Raw genomic sequence first — 14592 nt, 5'->3', positions numbered from 1 at the left:
CATGAAAAAAGGGCTGGCACGAGGCCAGCCCTTTCAAATAGCTTGGATCCGAAAAGGATCAGAACGAGCCGGAAGCTGCGACCAGAGCGGCCAGCAGACCCAGGACGATGTAGCCCGAGTTCACCGAACCAGCGGGAGCCATCGGGGTGTCGACGACGACAACCGGAGCTTCCATGACTTCGGGGGCCAGGCCGCCAGCGGATGCTGCGGCACCGGTCACTGCGATTGCGGCAGCGGCTGCGAGAGTAGTGGTGATGCGCATTGTGGGTACTCCAATAAGATGCACGTGGTGGACGATCACAGGTTTACTACTCACATAATTTCTTCAAAACAAGTTGCTTGTGGAAAACGGACAGCACTGTTGCCGCAGTTTGTGACATTCGTGGGATCCGTTTCGTGCGCGGCTGGCGGTGTTGCCCCGCACCGTCTTGGTGTGAGGATGAGAATGCTGGGCCAAAGCATTGATTTTCAAATACAATATCTGTTCGATTTTCGTGCTTTCGCTTTTCCATGGCCGGGTTTCGTTTGCAGGCGCAGCATTGCGGTGCCGATGGACAGGTGCCAAGCTGCAACAGTTCCTGCGATTTCCGCCCGCAACCGGGTATGAGCCACGCGTTGCCAAGTCCGGTGCGGGAACCTGTGCGACACAATCCAGAGCAAGACAGGGGGCGTATCCGCCCGCAATGAGCGTTGCGAATCCCGTCGCCTGTGCGCCGTGAATCGCCCGTCGCTAGCGCGTCTGCAGGCCGCCTTGGTGGTGAGCCAGCGCCGCCAGCGCTGCGGCGCGCCCCGTCGCGAGGCAGGCGGTCAGCAGATAGCCTCCCGTCGGTGCCTCCCAGTCCAGCATCTCTCCGGCGGCGAAGGTGCCGGGACGCCCACGGATCATCAACCCGTCGAGGGCGCTGAACCGCAATCCACCGGCGGTCGAGATCGCGCTGTCGAGCGCGGCTGGCCCCGCATGAACGATCGGCAACGCTTTCAGCAGGTGTGGCAAGGTCGCGGGACTGACGGACAGCCGCGCCGCGCGGGTCATCTCCTGAAACAGGGCGACCTTGACCGGGGGCAGACGCAGGGCTGATTTCAGCAGCTGGCCGATGGTCGCCTTGGTCCCTCTGGCGGTGATCCGCGCGGTGATCTGATCGCGGCTTAGATCGGGCATCAGATCGACCGTCAGTGCGGCACCATCGCGGATGGCGGACGACACTTCGTAGATACCGCCCCCTTCGATCCCTTCGCGCGTCAGCACCCATTCGCCGCGTGATGTCAGTGCCCCGGCCGACAGCCGCGTCGCCTTGACCGGCTGGCCGAGGGAGGGCGCCATGAACGTGGACCAGGCGACCCTGAAAGCGCAGTTGGCCGGCGCAAAGGGTGCCACATCGTCCAGCAGGCTGGTCCACGCGCCATCGGACCCCAGCCTGCGCCAGCTGCCGCCGCCCACGGCGAGGATCGTGATGTCCGGCGCGGCCCTTTGCGTCCCATTCGGCGTGTCGAAGGTCAGCGCGCCGTCCAGCCATCCCGTCCAGGTCCAGCGTGTGTTGAACGTCACGCCCGCCGACGCGAGTCGCGCCAGCCATGCGCGCAGCAGCGGCGACGCCTTCATCGCAACGGGAAAGACGCGGCCCGTCGATCCCGTGAACACCGGCTGATCCAGCGATTGCGCCCAGGCGATGACCTCTGCCGGGCCGAAATCGGCCAGCGCTTGCGTCAGGGCGGGTGACGCGGTGCCGAAGGCATCCCGAAACTGTGCCGCACCTTCGGCCTTGGTCAGGTTCAGGCCGGATTTGCCGGCCATCAGGAACTTGCGCCCGACCGACGGCATCCGGTCGGCAACCGTCACGGCGATGCCGGCCTGCGACAGCACGTCGGCGGCCATCAGTCCGGCAGGACCCGCGCCGATGACGACGGCAGTGCGTCCGATGGTCCCGGTCATGTCGCGGCCCTGTTCCGATCCCATATGCACCCCACCTTGTGCCCAAAGATCATGCGCGAGGGCAACCCGAATGACCGACGGCGATCCGATCTGCCCGCTGTGCCTGCGTCCGATCCCGCGCGGCGTGCCGCAAAGCCTGCATCACCTGATCCCCAAGCTGAAGGGCGGCAAGGGCGGACCCACGGTGTTGTTGCACCACATCTGCCACAAGGAAATCCACGCCACCCTGTCGGAGGCGGAGCTGGCCCGCGTCTATAACACGCCTGACATCCTGCGCGCGCATCCCCGGCTGGCGACCTTTGCCGCGTGGGTGGCAAAGCGTCCGCCGGATTTCATGTCGAAGGTGCCCAAGCGCAGGCGCGGCTAGGTGACGGAGAGCGGGGCCAGCATCCCCTTGATCGCCGCCACATGCGACAGGTCGGCGGCCAGCGCATCGGCGCACATCGCACGCGCGGCCGAGAGGGCGTCATCGGCGATCCGGTCGATCAGGCCGCAGGCCAGCGCCTGATCCGCGGTCAGCCTTTCCCCCGCCAGCAGGATGCGCCGCGCGGGCCCCGGCCCCGCCAGCCGCAACAGGCGCGCGGGGTCCGAGGGTTGCGGCAGCACGCCCAGCCGCATGACCGGATAAAAGACGCGCGCCCCGGGCACGGCCACGCGCAGGTCGCAGGCCAGCGCCATGCCGCAGGCCCCGCCCGCCAACGTGCCGTTCAACGCGGCGACCGTCAGGCCGGGCAGGGCGGCGATGGCGGCGGACACGTCTTCCCACAAGGGCGAGCTTTTGAGAGTGGCCACATCCGCCAGATCGGCCCCGGCACTGAACACGGTCCCCGCGCCGGTCAGGATCACCGCATGGGCGTCGCGGGCGGCCTGCACCTGCGTCAGCAGGTCCGCCAGCATCGCCGCGGTCAGGGCGTTGGCCTTGTCCGCGCGGTCGAGCGTGATGACGGACAACCGCCCGTCGCGGTCGTGGCGGATCATGCCACGCCGACCTGAGCGCGGATGCCTTCGTCGCGCAGGGAGACATCCTTGCCCAGCCACGCATCCGCGTCTGACGTACACATCCACACCAGCGCCTGTGCCGCCCAGTCGGGCGGGATATGCGCCGACCAGTCCAGTTGGGCCACGGGGCCGATCCGCGATGCCTTGATCTCGCGCTGCATGTCGGTGGCGACGGTACCGGGCGACAAGCCCATGATGCGCAGCCCCTTGCCGCGATTTTCGTGGTCGGCGACCTGCGTCAGCATATAGGCACCCGCCTTGCTGGCGCAGTAGGCGGACCAGCCTTCGACCGGGTTGTGCGCCGCGCCCGACGACACGGTGATGATCGTGCCGGACCCCTGCGCGATCATCGGCCCAAGTGCCGCGCGCATCCCGTGCATCACGCCTTTCAGATTGATGTCGATGGCCTTGGTCCAGGCGTCCGGGTCGATCTGCGACAGCGCACCCATGGGGTCGATGATGCCCGCGCTGTTCACGATCACGTCCAGACGGCCGAACGTGTTGATCGTGGCCCCGACGGCCTGCTCCATTTCCCAGTACCGGGTCACGTCGCAGGGGATCGCCAGCGCGGACGTCCCGATTCGCCCGGCCAGGTCGCCGATCGCCTCGCGCGATCGCGCCACGAGGGCCACGTTCGCGCCCGCAGCGGCAAAGGCATGGACCGCCGCCGCGCCGATCCCGCGACTGGCCCCGGTGATGAGCACGGTCTTGCCGGTCAGGTCAAAGTTTTTCATCGAACTCCCTTTCGATCCAATGCCGGACCCTTTAGCGTCACGCACAGAATTCCCCACTTGGGGTGGAACGGCAAGGTCCGCGCCGCGCGCACCCGGGTTTGCAAAAGGAAGCTTCCGATGATCTCCCGTATCACATTGCGTGCCGGCGTCTGTCTGACGGCACTGACCCTTGCCCCTGCCGCATGGGCCGACGTGACCGCGCAACAGGTCTGGACGGCGTGGCAGGAGGCCGTGACCGGCTATGCGACCGATGTCACGCTGACCTCCGATCCGGTGGTCGAGGATGGCGACACCGTAACCGTGACCAACCTTGTCGTGTCCAGCGCACAGGATGGCGACACGCTGACCCTGACGATCCCTGAACTGGTGTTCACCGGCGCCGGTGACGGCACCGTCGACGTCACCGGGTCCGACAGGGTTCCGGTCGTCATCGCGTCCGCCGACGGCGGCGAGATCGCAATGACGCTGAGCGAGACCAACGGCACGCTGAAGGTCAGCGGCACGCCGGAGGCGCTGTCCTATGCGATGGCTGCCGACCAGTATGCGTTGACGATGGACAGCCTGACCACGCCGGAAGGGCCGGTGACGGGCGAGATGCGGTTGGCGGCCAACGGCGTCAGCGCCACCACCACGACCGCGACGGGTGCCACGGTGGACGGGACGCTGGATCTGACGGCCACTTCGGTCGATCTGCTGCTGGACATCACATCGCCCGATGCGACACCCGTGATGGTGTCCGGCAAGATTGACGGCATCGCCGCGACAGGGACCAGCAGCATGCCTGCCGATCTGGACACCAGCGATCCATCGGCCATGTTTGGCGGCGACTATGTGGCGGACGGCACGTTCAGCAACGGGCCTTCGGCCTATATCATCGACGTGGGCGGCGTCAGCCCGGTCAATGGCACGGTGACCACCGGACCGGGGACGCTGTCCTATGGCATCGGCCCCGACGGTCTGCGCTATGCGACAGAGGCGACGGACCTGGTCGCCGACCTGACCAGCGGCGACATGCCGTTCCCGCTGCGCTTGACCGCGGCCTCCTATGGCACCAGCCTGACGACGCCCGTGGGGCCCACCGACGCCGCCGTGCCGTTCGGCCTGACTCTGGATCTGTCGGAGCTGACCGTGAACGACGAGGTGTGGGCCATGCTCGACCCCGCCGCCAGTCTGCCGCGCGATCCGGCGACGGTGCAGTTGGATATCTCCGGTATGGCGCGTCTGGACGAGAGCATGATGGACCCGGCGGCGATGACACCCGATGCGGGGACTGCCGACGCGACGGACCTGACCGCCGTCCCGCCGATGGGGCCGGATGCGTTTCCCGGCGAGGTCGAGAGCCTGACCCTGAACGCGCTGACGGTGGATGCGCTGGGTGTGAGCATCGACGGCACGGGTGATTTCACCTTCGACAACGCCGACACCACGACCTTTCCGGGCTTTCCCGCGCCCACCGGACAGATCACGCTGGATCTGACGGGTGCGAACGGGTTGATCGACACGCTGATCGCCATGGGGCTGGTGCCAGAGGATCAGGCGATGATGGGGCGCATGATGATGGGCATGTTCGCCACGTCGGTGGGCGATGACGCGCTGCAATCCGTGATCGAGGTGCGCGACGGTCAGGTGCTGGCCAACGGACAGCGCATCCGCTGAACCATCGCGGTGCAAGGTCGCGCCAGTTCGGCGCGACCTTGCGGCTGCGGGCGGCGCCGATTACCTCTGGTCCAACCCAGCAGGACAACGCGCCATGACCGACCTTGCCGATCTGACCCACCGCATCCTCGACGCCGCACGACGCGCGGGTGCGCATGACGCCGATGCGGTGGCGGTGCAGGGCACGTCAATCGCCATCGACGTGCGTCAGGGACAGTTGGAAAAGGCGGAACGGTCCGAAGGCATCGACGTGGGCCTGCGCGTGCTGCTGGGGCAGCGGCAGGCTTGCGTGTCCTCCTCGGACAGCAGGCCAGAGGCGCTGGCCGCGATGGCGGAACGCGCCGTCGCCATGGCGCGCGAGGCCCCCGCAGATCCGACCGTGGGGTTGGCAGAGGCTGCACAACTGGCGCAGGTCACCGACACCACCGATCTGGAGCTTTACGATCCGTCCCCCGAACCCGATCCCGCCGCGTTGCAGGATGCCGCCCTGCGGGCGGAAGCGGCCGCATTGCAGAACCCCGGCCTGAGCCAGGTGTCCGAGACCAGCGCCGGTTATGGTCGCAGACAGGTCCACATGGCCGCGACCAACGGCTTTTCCGGCGGCTACGCCCGGTCCGACATCGGCCTGTCCTGTGTCGCGATCAGCGGCACCGGCACGGGGATGGAACGGGATTACGATTACGACAGCCGCATCTTTCAGACGGACATGCGCAGCCCCGAAGAGATCGGCCGCACCGCCGCCGCGCGTGCCGTCGAACGCGCCGGGTCGCGCAGGCCCAGGACAGGCGCCTATCCGGTGCTGTTCGACGAACGCATCGCGTCGTCGCTGATCGGGCATCTGGTGCAGGCGATCAACGGCAGCGCCATCGCGCGTGGCGCGTCGTTCCTGCGCGACGCGTCGGGCACGCAGGTCCTGCCAGCTGGCATGAACCTGACCGAGGATCCACATCGCCCGCGTGCCTTCGGGTCCCGCCGCTTCGACGCGGAAGGCCTGCCCACGCAGACCCGCGCGTGGGTGCAGGACGGCGTGCTGACCGGCTGGGTGCTGGATCTGGCCACCGGGCGCAAGCTGGGGATGCCGTCCACCGCCAATGCCAGTCGTGGCACCGGTGCGCCGCCATCGCCGTCGGTCACGAACCTCGCGCTGACCCAAGGCACCGCCAGCCGCGATGACCTGATCGCTCAGATGGGCACGGGCCTGCTGGTCACGTCGATGATCGGATCTACGATCAACCCCAATACCGGCGACTACAGCCGGGGGGCGGCCGGGTTCTGGGTGCAGAACGGCGAAATCGCCTATCCCGTGAACGAATGCACCATCGCGGGCAACCTGCGCGACATGTGGCGCGGCATGATCGCCGCCAATGACGCCCGCCCGCACCTGAGCCGTGTGGTGCCGTCCCTGTTGGTCGAAGGGTTGACCCTTGCCGGCGACTGATCTGACGCTGCTGCTGTCGGCGGCACAGGCGGCGGGGGACGTCGCCATGCGCCACTTCAAGACCGATCCGCAGGTCTGGGACAAGGCCGACGACCAGGGCCCCGTGACCGAAGCGGATTTTGCGGTGAACGCCCTGCTGGCCGACCGGCTGCGCAGTGCGCGTCCCGCCTATGGCTGGCTGTCGGAGGAATCCCCCGACGACGGCGCGCGGCTGGGCACGCAGCGGCAGTTCGTCGTTGATCCCATCGACGGCACCCGCGCCTTCATTGCGCACAGCCTGGACTGGGCCATCGCCCTTGCGGTGATCGAGGATCGTCGCGTGATCGCCGGTGTGGTGACGCTGCCTGCAAGGGGGCTCACCTATGCCGCAGCTTACGGGCAGGGGGCCACGCTGAACGGCCAACTGCTGTGTGTGACGCAGACGCGCGATCCCGCAACGGCGCAGGTGCTGACCACGCGTCCCAACCTTGCGGCACGGCATTGGCAGGGCGGTGCGCCGCCCGCGTTCGCCACGGCGTTCCGGTCCTCGCTCGCCTATCGGATGTGCCTCGTGGCCGAGGGGCGCTATGACGCCATGCTGACCCTGCGCCCGTCATGGGAATGGGACATCGCCGCAGGTGCGCTGATCGTGACAGAGGCGGGAGGACACGCCACCGACCGCACCGGCGCGGACCTGCTGTTCAACGCGGCGCACCCGCAGGTGAACGGCGTGATCGCGGGCGGTGGCGTTCATCCGGCCCTGCGCGCGGCCCTGAGCTGACGCAAGCGGTTGTCACGCAAGGCCGCCCTCAATAGGTTGCGCGCAACCTGACCCTGTCCCCGTGGAGTATCCCATGACCCAGCGCCTGCACCTCGTCTTCGGCGGCGAATTGATCGACCCGACCAAGACGGCGTTCCGCGACGTGAACGACATCCACATCGTCGGCATGTTCCCCGACTACGCCAGCGCCTTTGCCGCGTGGAAGGCGAACGCCCAGCGCACCGTGGACGACGCGCATACCCGCTACTTCATCGCGCATATCCACCGCCTGCGGGACGAAGCCGTCGCCGCCTCTCCGACCGAAGAACTCGGGCTCTGATCCACAGTCATGGTGGAACCGGTCGTCTGGGCGCGCTGTGCGACGCCGGCCCATGCGGCGGCGGTCGCCGCCCTTGACGCCCGCCTGCGCGCCGACGGCGAGGATGTGACGTTCGCGGTCACGCATGATCCGCAGCCCGAGGGGCGCAGAACCGTCACGGCCCATCTGGACCGGTTGTCGCCGATGATGATGCTGTGGGTCGGTGGGGCGCTGGATGCCGCCGTCCTTGCGACCGTGACAGAGGCGAAGGTTCCGGTGATCGTGATCGACGCGGACGCGAGCGCCCTGGACGGGTTCGTGAACCGTTGGTTCCCGTCGCGCAGCCGGGCCATCCTGTCGCGCCTGCGCGCCGTCTATACCCGCGATCCGATGGCCGCTGCCGCCTTCGTCGCGGCGGGTGCGGCCCCGAACCGTACCCATGCCGTCGGCCTGCTGGAAGATCCACCGGCCGTCCTGCCCCATGTGGAGGCCGACCGCCGTGCGCTGGCCGATATCCTGCGCAGCCGTCCGCTGTGGCTTGCGACCCAGGCAGAACTTGGCGATGTTGCAACGCTGGCCGCGGCGCAGCGTCATGCGGCCCGTCGGTCGCACCGCCTGCTGCTGGCCGTCACGACCGCCGTGCCGGGTGCGGGCTCCGCCTTTGTCGCGGGCTTCGAGGCGCTGGGCCTGCCCGCCAGCCTGCGGTCAGAGAGCTGCGCGCCCGACGAAAACGTCCAGGTGCATGTGATCGACGCCGCGGAGGAGATCGGACTGTGGCTAAGGCTGGCCACCGTGACGCTTGCGGTAGGCACCCTGACACAGTCGGCGGCACAGGACCCGTTCGAGGCGGCAGCCCTCGGGTCCGTCCTGATCCACGGTCCCCGGACGGCCCCCTTTGCCGAGCGCTATGACCGACTTGCGCGGGCCGGAGCCACGCTGCAGGTCGACAACGCTGCCGGCGTGGGTCGCGCGGTCGAGGCGTTGCTGGCCGCCGACCGCGTCGCCGCCATGGCGATGGCGGGCTGGGACGTCACCTCGCGCGGGGCAGAGGCGACGGACAGGATCGTCACGATGATCCGCCAGCGGCTGGACGAGGCGGGATTGTGATGCAGGCACCGCAGTTCTGGTTCACCCCCCCCGACCGCCCCGACTGGCGTGCCCGCCTGTTGCAGCCGCTGGGCGCCGCCTATGCCGCAGCCACCGCCCGGCGCCTGCGGCAGCCCGGTCTGCGCGTGTCGGTCCCGGTGATCTGCGTCGGCAACATCAACGCCGGCGGGACGGGCAAGACGCCGACGGTCATGGCGCTGGTGCAGATGTTGTCCGCGCGCGGACAGGTGCCGCATGTCGTCAGCCGGGGGCATGGCAGCAGTCTGACCGGACCGGTGCAGGTCGACGCCCGAAGCCACACCGCTGACCAGACGGGGGACGAACCGCTGCTGCTGTCCGCCTTTGCGCCCGCGTGGGTGGCGCGCGACCGTGCACAGGGGGTGCAGGCGGCCATCGCGGCAGGTGCGACGGTCGTGGTGCTGGACGACGGGTTCCAGAACCCGAGTGTGGTGCAGGACCTGTCCATCGTGGTGGTGGATGCGGCGCGCGGGTTCGGCAACGGTCGCGTCCTGCCCGCCGGTCCCCTGCGCGAACCCGTGGCCGTGGGCCTCGCCCGTGCCGACCTGTTGCTGGCGATCGGCGATGCTGCGGCGCAGGCGGACTTTGCAGCCCGCTGGCAGGCGCCCGACCTGTCCGGCGCGTTGCGCCCGCTGCCGACGGGCATGCCGTGGGCGGGGATGCGGGTCTTCGCCTTTGCGGGGATCGGGCATCCGGCCAAGTTCTTTGCCACCCTGCGCGGCCTTGGCTGCGAGGTGATCCATGCGGAACCGCTGAGCGATCATCAACCGCTGACGTCAGCCTTGATGACGCGCCTGACCCACGACGCGCAGGTCGCCAATGCGCAGCTTGTGACGACCGAAAAGGATGCCGTCCGCCTGACGCAGACCTTCCGCACGCAGGTCCTGACCCTGCCCGTGCGCCTGCACATCGCTGATCCGACCCCGTTGGAAACCCGCCTGACCGCGCTGGGGCTCTAGCCCATCATCTTGCCGCAAATACTCCGGGGGGCTGGCCCCCCAGCAGCATCACCCTGCGTCAGGCGTCCCGATGGCACTCAACGTCGGTGCGGGTCCGCGCGGGCTCAGGTCGGCATCCGACATGCGGATCGGCGTCCGCATCCCCGGCACGCCGTCCAGATCGACCTGCAACCCGCGATGAACGATCTGGGGGTCGGCAAAGACCTGTGCCAGATCGTTGATCGGCCCGGCTGGTATGCCCTGCGCCTCGCAGGCGGCCAGCAGGGCATCGCGCGACCAACCGGCGATGGCCGCCGCCAGCAGCGCCGTCAGCACCTCGCGCCGCGACAGACGGTCGGCATTGGTGGCATAGGCGGGGTCCTGCGCCAGATGCACCACGTCGAGGACGTCGCACAGCCGCCGGTACTGCGCATCGTTGCCGACGGCCACGATCAGGTGCCCGTCGGCACAGTCGAAGACCTGATAGGGCATCAGGTTCGGATGCGTGTTGCCGATCCGTGCAGGGGCACCGCCGGTCGTCAGATAGTTCATCGCCTGATTGGCCATGACGGCGACGGCCACGTCGAACAGCGCCATGTCGATCTGCTGACCGCGCCCCGTGACCTGCCGCTGCTGGACTGCGGCCAGAATTGCCGTACTGGCATAAAGTCCGGTGAACAGATCGACGACGGCCACGCCGACGCGCTGCGGCTGCCCGTCGGGCGCGCCCGTCACCGACATCAGCCCCGACATGCCCTGAATGATATAGTCGTAACCCGCCCGTTGCGCATAGGGACCGTCCTGTCCGAAGCCGGTGATCGAACACCAGATCAGTCGCGGGTTGATCGCCGCCAAACTGGCATAGTCGAGCCCGTATTGCGCAAGGCCACCGACCTTGAAGTTCTCGATCACCACATCCGCATCGGCGATCAGGGCGCGCACGTGGTCCTGCCCCTGCGCCGTGCGGAAATCGGCGGTGACCGATGTCTTGCCACGGTTGGTGCCATGGAAATACGCCGCCGCCCGCTGTCCGTCGTGATCGACGAACGGCGGACCCCAGCGACGGGTATCGTCGCCTTCAGGGCTTTCGACCTTGACGACATCGGCCCCCAGATCGGCCAGAGTCTGACCGGCCCATGGGCCGGCCAGGATTCGCGCCAGTTCGACGACGCGCAGCCCTTCCAGCGGGCGCATCAGCCGGCTGCGGCTTCGTCCAGAATCACCTTCATCTCGTCATAGGACATGTTGGAATACTTGGTCCCGTTGATGAGGAAGCTCGGGGTGCCGGTCACATCGTCGGCTTCGGCATTCGCCTCGAACCACGTCACCAGGTTCTGCGCCATCTCCGCGTCGTTCAGGCACTCGTCCAGCATCGCGTCGGTCAGACCTGCGGTCTTGCCCAGCTTGCGCAGCTCTGCCGCGATCGTTGCCGGATCGCCACTGGCCGTCCACGTGCGCTGCGTGTCATAGACCAAGTCGGTGATGCCGAAGAACCGCATCTCTCCGCCACAGCGCGCGATCATCGACGCCCACAGGCCGAAGCGGTCGAAATACACCTCGCGGTAGGTGAAGCGCACCTTGCCGGTGTCGATATAGTCGGCCTTCAGCTGCGGCCAGACCGTGGCGTGGAAGTCGGCGCAATGCGGGCAGGTGAAGCTGGCGTATTCGGTCATCTGCACCGGTGCATCCGCGGCACCGATGACCATATCGGGGATCATCCCGGCATCGGCGGGCGCCGCATCGGTTGTCGCGGCATCTGCAGGGGCCGCATCCTGCGCCCAGGCGCTGCCGGTCAGGGTCAGGCTGCTGCCAAGGACGACGGCGGCGCCGCCTGCGGTCAAGAGGGTTCTGCGTTGCATGGGAGGTTCCTTCAGGTTCGGGTCTTGGGTTTCGACAGCACCTTGGCTGCCAGCGCCTCGAGTGCGGCCCTCAGATCGTCGTTGGCGACTCCAGACGCGACCGCCCGGGCGCGGTCCTGCGTGGCGGGGTCGGGCAGTGGCGGGGCCTTCGGGGCCGCCGCAAAGGCGACGCGACCTTCGGCAAAGCCCGTGGGTGCGGTCTGGGTGATGCGGATGCGCGCGATCGCGCGGTAGCCGTAGCAGCCATTCACCCGGTCCAGAATCTGGGGCTTCTGCATTTCCAGCATCGGCGCATTCGCGCCTGTCGTCAGGATCGTCAGCGTCGCGCCCATGCCGCCGCGGCCATAGCCCACGTTGACGGGCGTTGCGACAGCCGCCACATCCTCGCCCACGAAGGCCGCCCAATGGGTCAGCAACCGCGTCTCGGCAAAGCCACGCCCTTCGCTGCCGGCGCGGATGCGCGACTGCATCAGCGTGACGGCGCGGGAAAAACCGCGGGTCGATGAGGTGCGGTAAGGCTGTTTCATGATCAAGGTTTAATCTATGTCGCACCGCAGGCCAAGTCAGGGTGGGAGGCCATGAACAATGCGTGACCGGCCGTTGCAACTGCTGGACTGGTACGACGTGCATGCGCGGTCGATGCCATGGCGTGTGCCACCCGCCGACCGCAAGGCGGGCCGTCTGCCAGACCCCTACGGTATCTGGCTGTCGGAGGTGATGTTGCAGCAGACGACCGTGGCCGCCGTGCGCGATTACTGGCGCAAGTTCACGGCGCGATGGCCCACGGTCTCCGATCTGGCGGCGGCGGACGATGCCGACGTGATGGCTGCGTGGGCTGGGCTTGGATATTACGCCCGCGCCCGCAATCTGCTGAAATGCGCCCGTGTGGTCGTGGCCGATCATGGCGGCGTGTTCCCGTCAGACCGCGACGTATTGCTGACCCTGCCAGGGATCGGCCCCTATACCGCCGCTGCCGTCGCGGCCATCGCCTTCGACAGGCCGGAAACGGTGCTGGACGGCAATGTGGAGCGTGTCATGGCGCGTATCCATGACGTGCACACGCCGCTGCCCACAGCCAAGCCGCACCTGATGGCGCTGGCCGCCGCCCTGACGCCGCAGGACCGCCCCGGCGACTATGCGCAGGCGGTCATGGATCTGGGCGCCACGATCTGCACGCCCAAATCGCCGGCCTGCGGGATCTGTCCGTGGCGCGATGGCTGCGCCGGGCGGATCGCGGGAACGGCGGCCAGCCTGCCGCGCAAGACCCCGAAAAAGGCCGTGCCGGTGCGCCACGGTTTCGTCTATGTCGTGCGCCGCAGCGACGGCGCGTGGCTGGTCGAGACGCGGCCGGACACGGGTCTGCTGGGCGGGATGCTCGGGTTTCCGGGGTCAGACTGGTCCGACGACCCGCGACCAGCGCCGCCCGTGGGTGCCGATTGGCGGCGGTTGGATGCGACCGCGCGTCACACCTTCACGCATTTCCATCTGGAGCTGACGATCCTGTGGGCTGTCGTAGGGTCGGATTCCATGCCGGAAAAGGGGTTTTTTCAGCGTCGCGGCGTCTTTACCCCCGCAGCCTTGCCGACGGTGATGCGCAAGGTCCATGACCTGGTGGCAGAATCTTTACCGTTTGGCGGCTAGATCGCCATATTGGGCACATATTCGCCGCGCAAGAGGACCCGATGACCGCCACCGCCGCCACCACACCCGCCATCGGCCGCCTGTCCGCGGCCCTGCCGTTCTGGCTGTCGCTGCTGCTGGTGCCGATTGCCTGGGTCAGCGCAATCTGGGGCGGCTGGGCCGTGCTGCTGGTGCCGTTCTGTACCTGGTATCTGTTCGGGATCATCGACATCTTCGCCGGCTTGAACGAAGCGAATGCAGACACCGAAACACCCGACGATCAGCTGTGGTGGTATCGCATCATCACCATCGTCTGGGCACCGCTGCAGGCCGCGACCCTGTTCGGCATCATATACTATGCGACCCGCGCGGATCATCTGGGCGGATGGGAACTGGTCGGGCTGTTCTTCGGCATGGGGGTGATCACCGGGACCATCGGCATCAACTACAGCCACGAATTGATGCACCAGCGGCCCCGGATCGAACGCCGGATGGCCGACATCCTGCTGGCGATGGCGATGTATTCGCATTTCCGGTCGGAACACCTGCTGGTGCATCACCGCTATGTCGCCACACCGCGCGATCCCGTCACGGCCCGCTACAACGAAGGGTTCCATCGGTATTTCCCGCGCGTCCTGCGGCAATGCTATGGCTCTGCCCTGCGGGCCGAGGCGGCGATGCTGGCACGCAAGGGCAAGCCATGGCACGACCGCAGCAACCCGTTCTGGACCTATTGGGCCATGCAGGCGGGGTTTCTGGCGCTGTCGCTGCTGATCGGTGGATGGCTGGGGCTGGCGCTGTTCCTGTGGCAGGCGTTCATCGCCGCGTGGCATCTGGAACTGGTGAACTACATCGAACATTACGGCCTGACGCGAGAGCATCTGGGTGATGGCAAATACGAACACGTCAAGCCGCACCATTCGTGGAATGCCGCGCATAAGGCGTCCAACTGGTTGCTTATCAACCTGCAGCGGCACTCGGATCACCATTACAAGCCCGACCGGCGGTTTCCCTTGTTGCAGACCTACGCCCCGGACGAGGCGCCGCAACTGCCCTATGGCTATTCGATCATGGGAATCGCGGCGATGGTTCCACCGCTGTGGCGCCGGATGATGAACCCGCAGGTCAAGGCATGGCGCCGCGCCCATTACCCGCACATCAAGGACTGGTCCGCATACAAGGCCGCGACAAACCCATGGCCCCGCTGACATGCGTGCACTCCGCATCTTCGATGA

General features: G+C 67.5%; 16 protein-coding genes. 9 read left to right on the top strand and 7 right to left on the bottom strand.

Annotation, left to right across the window (positions count from 1 at the left end):
* Positions 1-58 precede the first annotated feature (58 nt).
* Complete coding sequence (locus BMX16_RS14040; RefSeq protein WP_089904902.1) at positions 59-262, bottom strand: hypothetical protein; 204 nt, start codon at positions 260-262, stop codon at positions 59-61.
* Between the two features lie 468 nt (positions 263-730).
* Positions 731-1930 carry a TIGR03862 family flavoprotein gene (locus BMX16_RS14035; protein ID WP_089904947.1) on the bottom strand — a complete coding sequence of 400 codons (1200 nt, stop codon included), beginning with the start codon at positions 1928-1930 and terminating at the stop codon, positions 731-733.
* A 70-nt stretch (positions 1931-2000) separates the two neighbouring features.
* Between BMX16_RS14035 and BMX16_RS14030 the strand changes: the two genes are divergently transcribed.
* Positions 2001-2297, top strand: coding sequence for an HNH endonuclease family protein (locus tag BMX16_RS14030; protein ID WP_089904900.1), 297 nt, complete (start codon positions 2001-2003; stop codon positions 2295-2297).
* Here the strand turns inward: BMX16_RS14030 and BMX16_RS14025 are convergent.
* On the bottom strand, positions 2294-2908 hold the full coding sequence (locus BMX16_RS14025; RefSeq protein WP_089904898.1) for an enoyl-CoA hydratase/isomerase family protein: 615 nt from the start codon (positions 2906-2908) through the stop codon (positions 2294-2296). The genes BMX16_RS14030 and BMX16_RS14025 overlap by 4 nt on opposite strands.
* Positions 2905-3663: an SDR family oxidoreductase gene (locus BMX16_RS14020; protein WP_089904896.1), complete on the bottom strand. Its 759-nt coding sequence runs from the start codon at positions 3661-3663 to the stop codon at positions 2905-2907. Before BMX16_RS14020 ends, BMX16_RS14025 begins: the two co-directional genes overlap by 4 nt.
* A gap of 117 nt (positions 3664-3780) precedes the next feature.
* Here BMX16_RS14020 and BMX16_RS14015 point away from each other — a divergent pair, with 117 nt between their 5' ends.
* From BMX16_RS14015 to lpxK, 6 genes are all read left to right on the top strand, one after another.
* Positions 3781-5319, top strand: a complete 1539-nt coding sequence (locus tag BMX16_RS14015) for a DUF2125 domain-containing protein (RefSeq protein WP_089904895.1) — start codon at positions 3781-3783, stop codon at positions 5317-5319.
* Positions 5320-5413: 94 nt separating this feature from the next.
* Positions 5414-6757: a TldD/PmbA family protein gene (locus BMX16_RS14010; protein WP_089904893.1), complete on the top strand. Its 1344-nt coding sequence runs from the start codon at positions 5414-5416 to the stop codon at positions 6755-6757.
* Complete coding sequence (locus tag BMX16_RS14005) at positions 6744-7517, top strand: 3'(2'),5'-bisphosphate nucleotidase CysQ (protein WP_089904891.1); 774 nt, start codon at positions 6744-6746, stop codon at positions 7515-7517. Before BMX16_RS14010 ends, BMX16_RS14005 begins: the two co-directional genes overlap by 14 nt.
* Positions 7518-7590: 73 nt before the next feature.
* A complete protein-coding gene (locus tag BMX16_RS14000; protein WP_089904890.1) occupies positions 7591-7836 on the top strand; it encodes a DUF4170 domain-containing protein in 246 nt (81 codons plus the stop codon).
* Positions 7837-7845: 9 nt separating this feature from the next.
* Positions 7846-8922 carry a hypothetical protein gene (locus BMX16_RS13995; protein WP_089904888.1) on the top strand — a complete coding sequence of 359 codons (1077 nt, stop codon included), beginning with the start codon at positions 7846-7848 and terminating at the stop codon, positions 8920-8922.
* Positions 8922-9899, top strand: coding sequence for a tetraacyldisaccharide 4'-kinase (gene lpxK, locus BMX16_RS13990; protein ID WP_089904886.1), 978 nt, complete (start codon positions 8922-8924; stop codon positions 9897-9899). Before BMX16_RS13995 ends, lpxK begins: the two co-directional genes overlap by 1 nt.
* A 48-nt stretch (positions 9900-9947) precedes the next feature.
* On the opposite strand, the gene BMX16_RS13985 is transcribed toward lpxK, so the two are convergent.
* The 3 genes from BMX16_RS13985 to BMX16_RS13975 are packed head-to-tail and all read right to left on the bottom strand — an operon-like array spanning position 9948 to position 12264.
* Entirely contained in the window at positions 9948-11075 is a 1128-nt protein-coding gene (locus BMX16_RS13985) for a CaiB/BaiF CoA transferase family protein (RefSeq protein WP_089904885.1), read from the bottom strand.
* Positions 11072-11737 carry a DsbA family protein gene (locus tag BMX16_RS13980; RefSeq protein ID WP_089904883.1) on the bottom strand — a complete coding sequence of 222 codons (666 nt, stop codon included), beginning with the start codon at positions 11735-11737 and terminating at the stop codon, positions 11072-11074. Before BMX16_RS13980 ends, BMX16_RS13985 begins: the two co-directional genes overlap by 4 nt.
* Before the next feature lie 11 nt (positions 11738-11748).
* Positions 11749-12264 carry a DUF721 domain-containing protein gene (locus BMX16_RS13975; RefSeq protein ID WP_089904945.1) on the bottom strand — a complete coding sequence of 172 codons (516 nt, stop codon included), beginning with the start codon at positions 12262-12264 and terminating at the stop codon, positions 11749-11751.
* Between the two features lie 58 nt (positions 12265-12322).
* Here BMX16_RS13975 and mutY point away from each other — a divergent pair, with 58 nt between their 5' ends.
* Complete coding sequence (mutY, locus tag BMX16_RS13970) at positions 12323-13378, top strand: A/G-specific adenine glycosylase (RefSeq protein ID WP_089904881.1); 1056 nt, start codon at positions 12323-12325, stop codon at positions 13376-13378.
* Positions 13379-13419: 41 nt separating this feature from the next.
* A complete protein-coding gene (locus BMX16_RS13965; RefSeq protein WP_089904879.1) occupies positions 13420-14565 on the top strand; it encodes an alkane 1-monooxygenase in 1146 nt (381 codons plus the stop codon).
* Positions 14566-14592 lie beyond the last annotated feature (27 nt).

This window comes from Loktanella fryxellensis, assembly GCF_900110065.1.
Taxonomy (GTDB): Bacteria; Pseudomonadota; Alphaproteobacteria; order Rhodobacterales; family Rhodobacteraceae; genus Loktanella; species Loktanella fryxellensis.
This window is presented reverse-complemented; position numbering and strand designations above follow the sequence as displayed.

Excerpts from the sequence above, each read along its gene's own strand:
- BMX16_RS14040 (WP_089904902.1), bottom strand. The coding sequence starts at position 262 with ATGCGCATCACCACTACTCTCGCAGCCGCTGCCGCAATCGCAGTGACC.
- BMX16_RS14035 (WP_089904947.1), bottom strand. The coding sequence starts at position 1,930 with ATGACCGGGACCATCGGACGCACTGCCGTCGTCATCGGCGCGGGTCCT.
- BMX16_RS14030 (WP_089904900.1), top strand. The coding sequence starts at position 2,001 with ATGACCGACGGCGATCCGATCTGCCCGCTGTGCCTGCGTCCGATCCCG.
- BMX16_RS14025 (WP_089904898.1), bottom strand. The coding sequence starts at position 2,908 with ATGATCCGCCACGACCGCGACGGGCGGTTGTCCGTCATCACGCTCGAC.
- BMX16_RS14020 (WP_089904896.1), bottom strand. The coding sequence starts at position 3,663 with ATGAAAAACTTTGACCTGACCGGCAAGACCGTGCTCATCACCGGGGCC.
- BMX16_RS14015 (WP_089904895.1), top strand. The coding sequence starts at position 3,781 with ATGATCTCCCGTATCACATTGCGTGCCGGCGTCTGTCTGACGGCACTG.
- BMX16_RS14010 (WP_089904893.1), top strand. The coding sequence starts at position 5,414 with ATGACCGACCTTGCCGATCTGACCCACCGCATCCTCGACGCCGCACGA.
- BMX16_RS14000 (WP_089904890.1), top strand. The coding sequence starts at position 7,591 with ATGACCCAGCGCCTGCACCTCGTCTTCGGCGGCGAATTGATCGACCCG.
- BMX16_RS13995 (WP_089904888.1), top strand. The coding sequence starts at position 7,846 with ATGGTGGAACCGGTCGTCTGGGCGCGCTGTGCGACGCCGGCCCATGCG.
- lpxK (WP_089904886.1), top strand. The coding sequence starts at position 8,922 with ATGCAGGCACCGCAGTTCTGGTTCACCCCCCCCGACCGCCCCGACTGG.
- BMX16_RS13980 (WP_089904883.1), bottom strand. The coding sequence starts at position 11,737 with ATGCAACGCAGAACCCTCTTGACCGCAGGCGGCGCCGCCGTCGTCCTT.
- BMX16_RS13975 (WP_089904945.1), bottom strand. The coding sequence starts at position 12,264 with ATGAAACAGCCTTACCGCACCTCATCGACCCGCGGTTTTTCCCGCGCC.
- mutY (WP_089904881.1), top strand. The coding sequence starts at position 12,323 with ATGCGTGACCGGCCGTTGCAACTGCTGGACTGGTACGACGTGCATGCG.
- BMX16_RS13965 (WP_089904879.1), top strand. The coding sequence starts at position 13,420 with ATGACCGCCACCGCCGCCACCACACCCGCCATCGGCCGCCTGTCCGCG.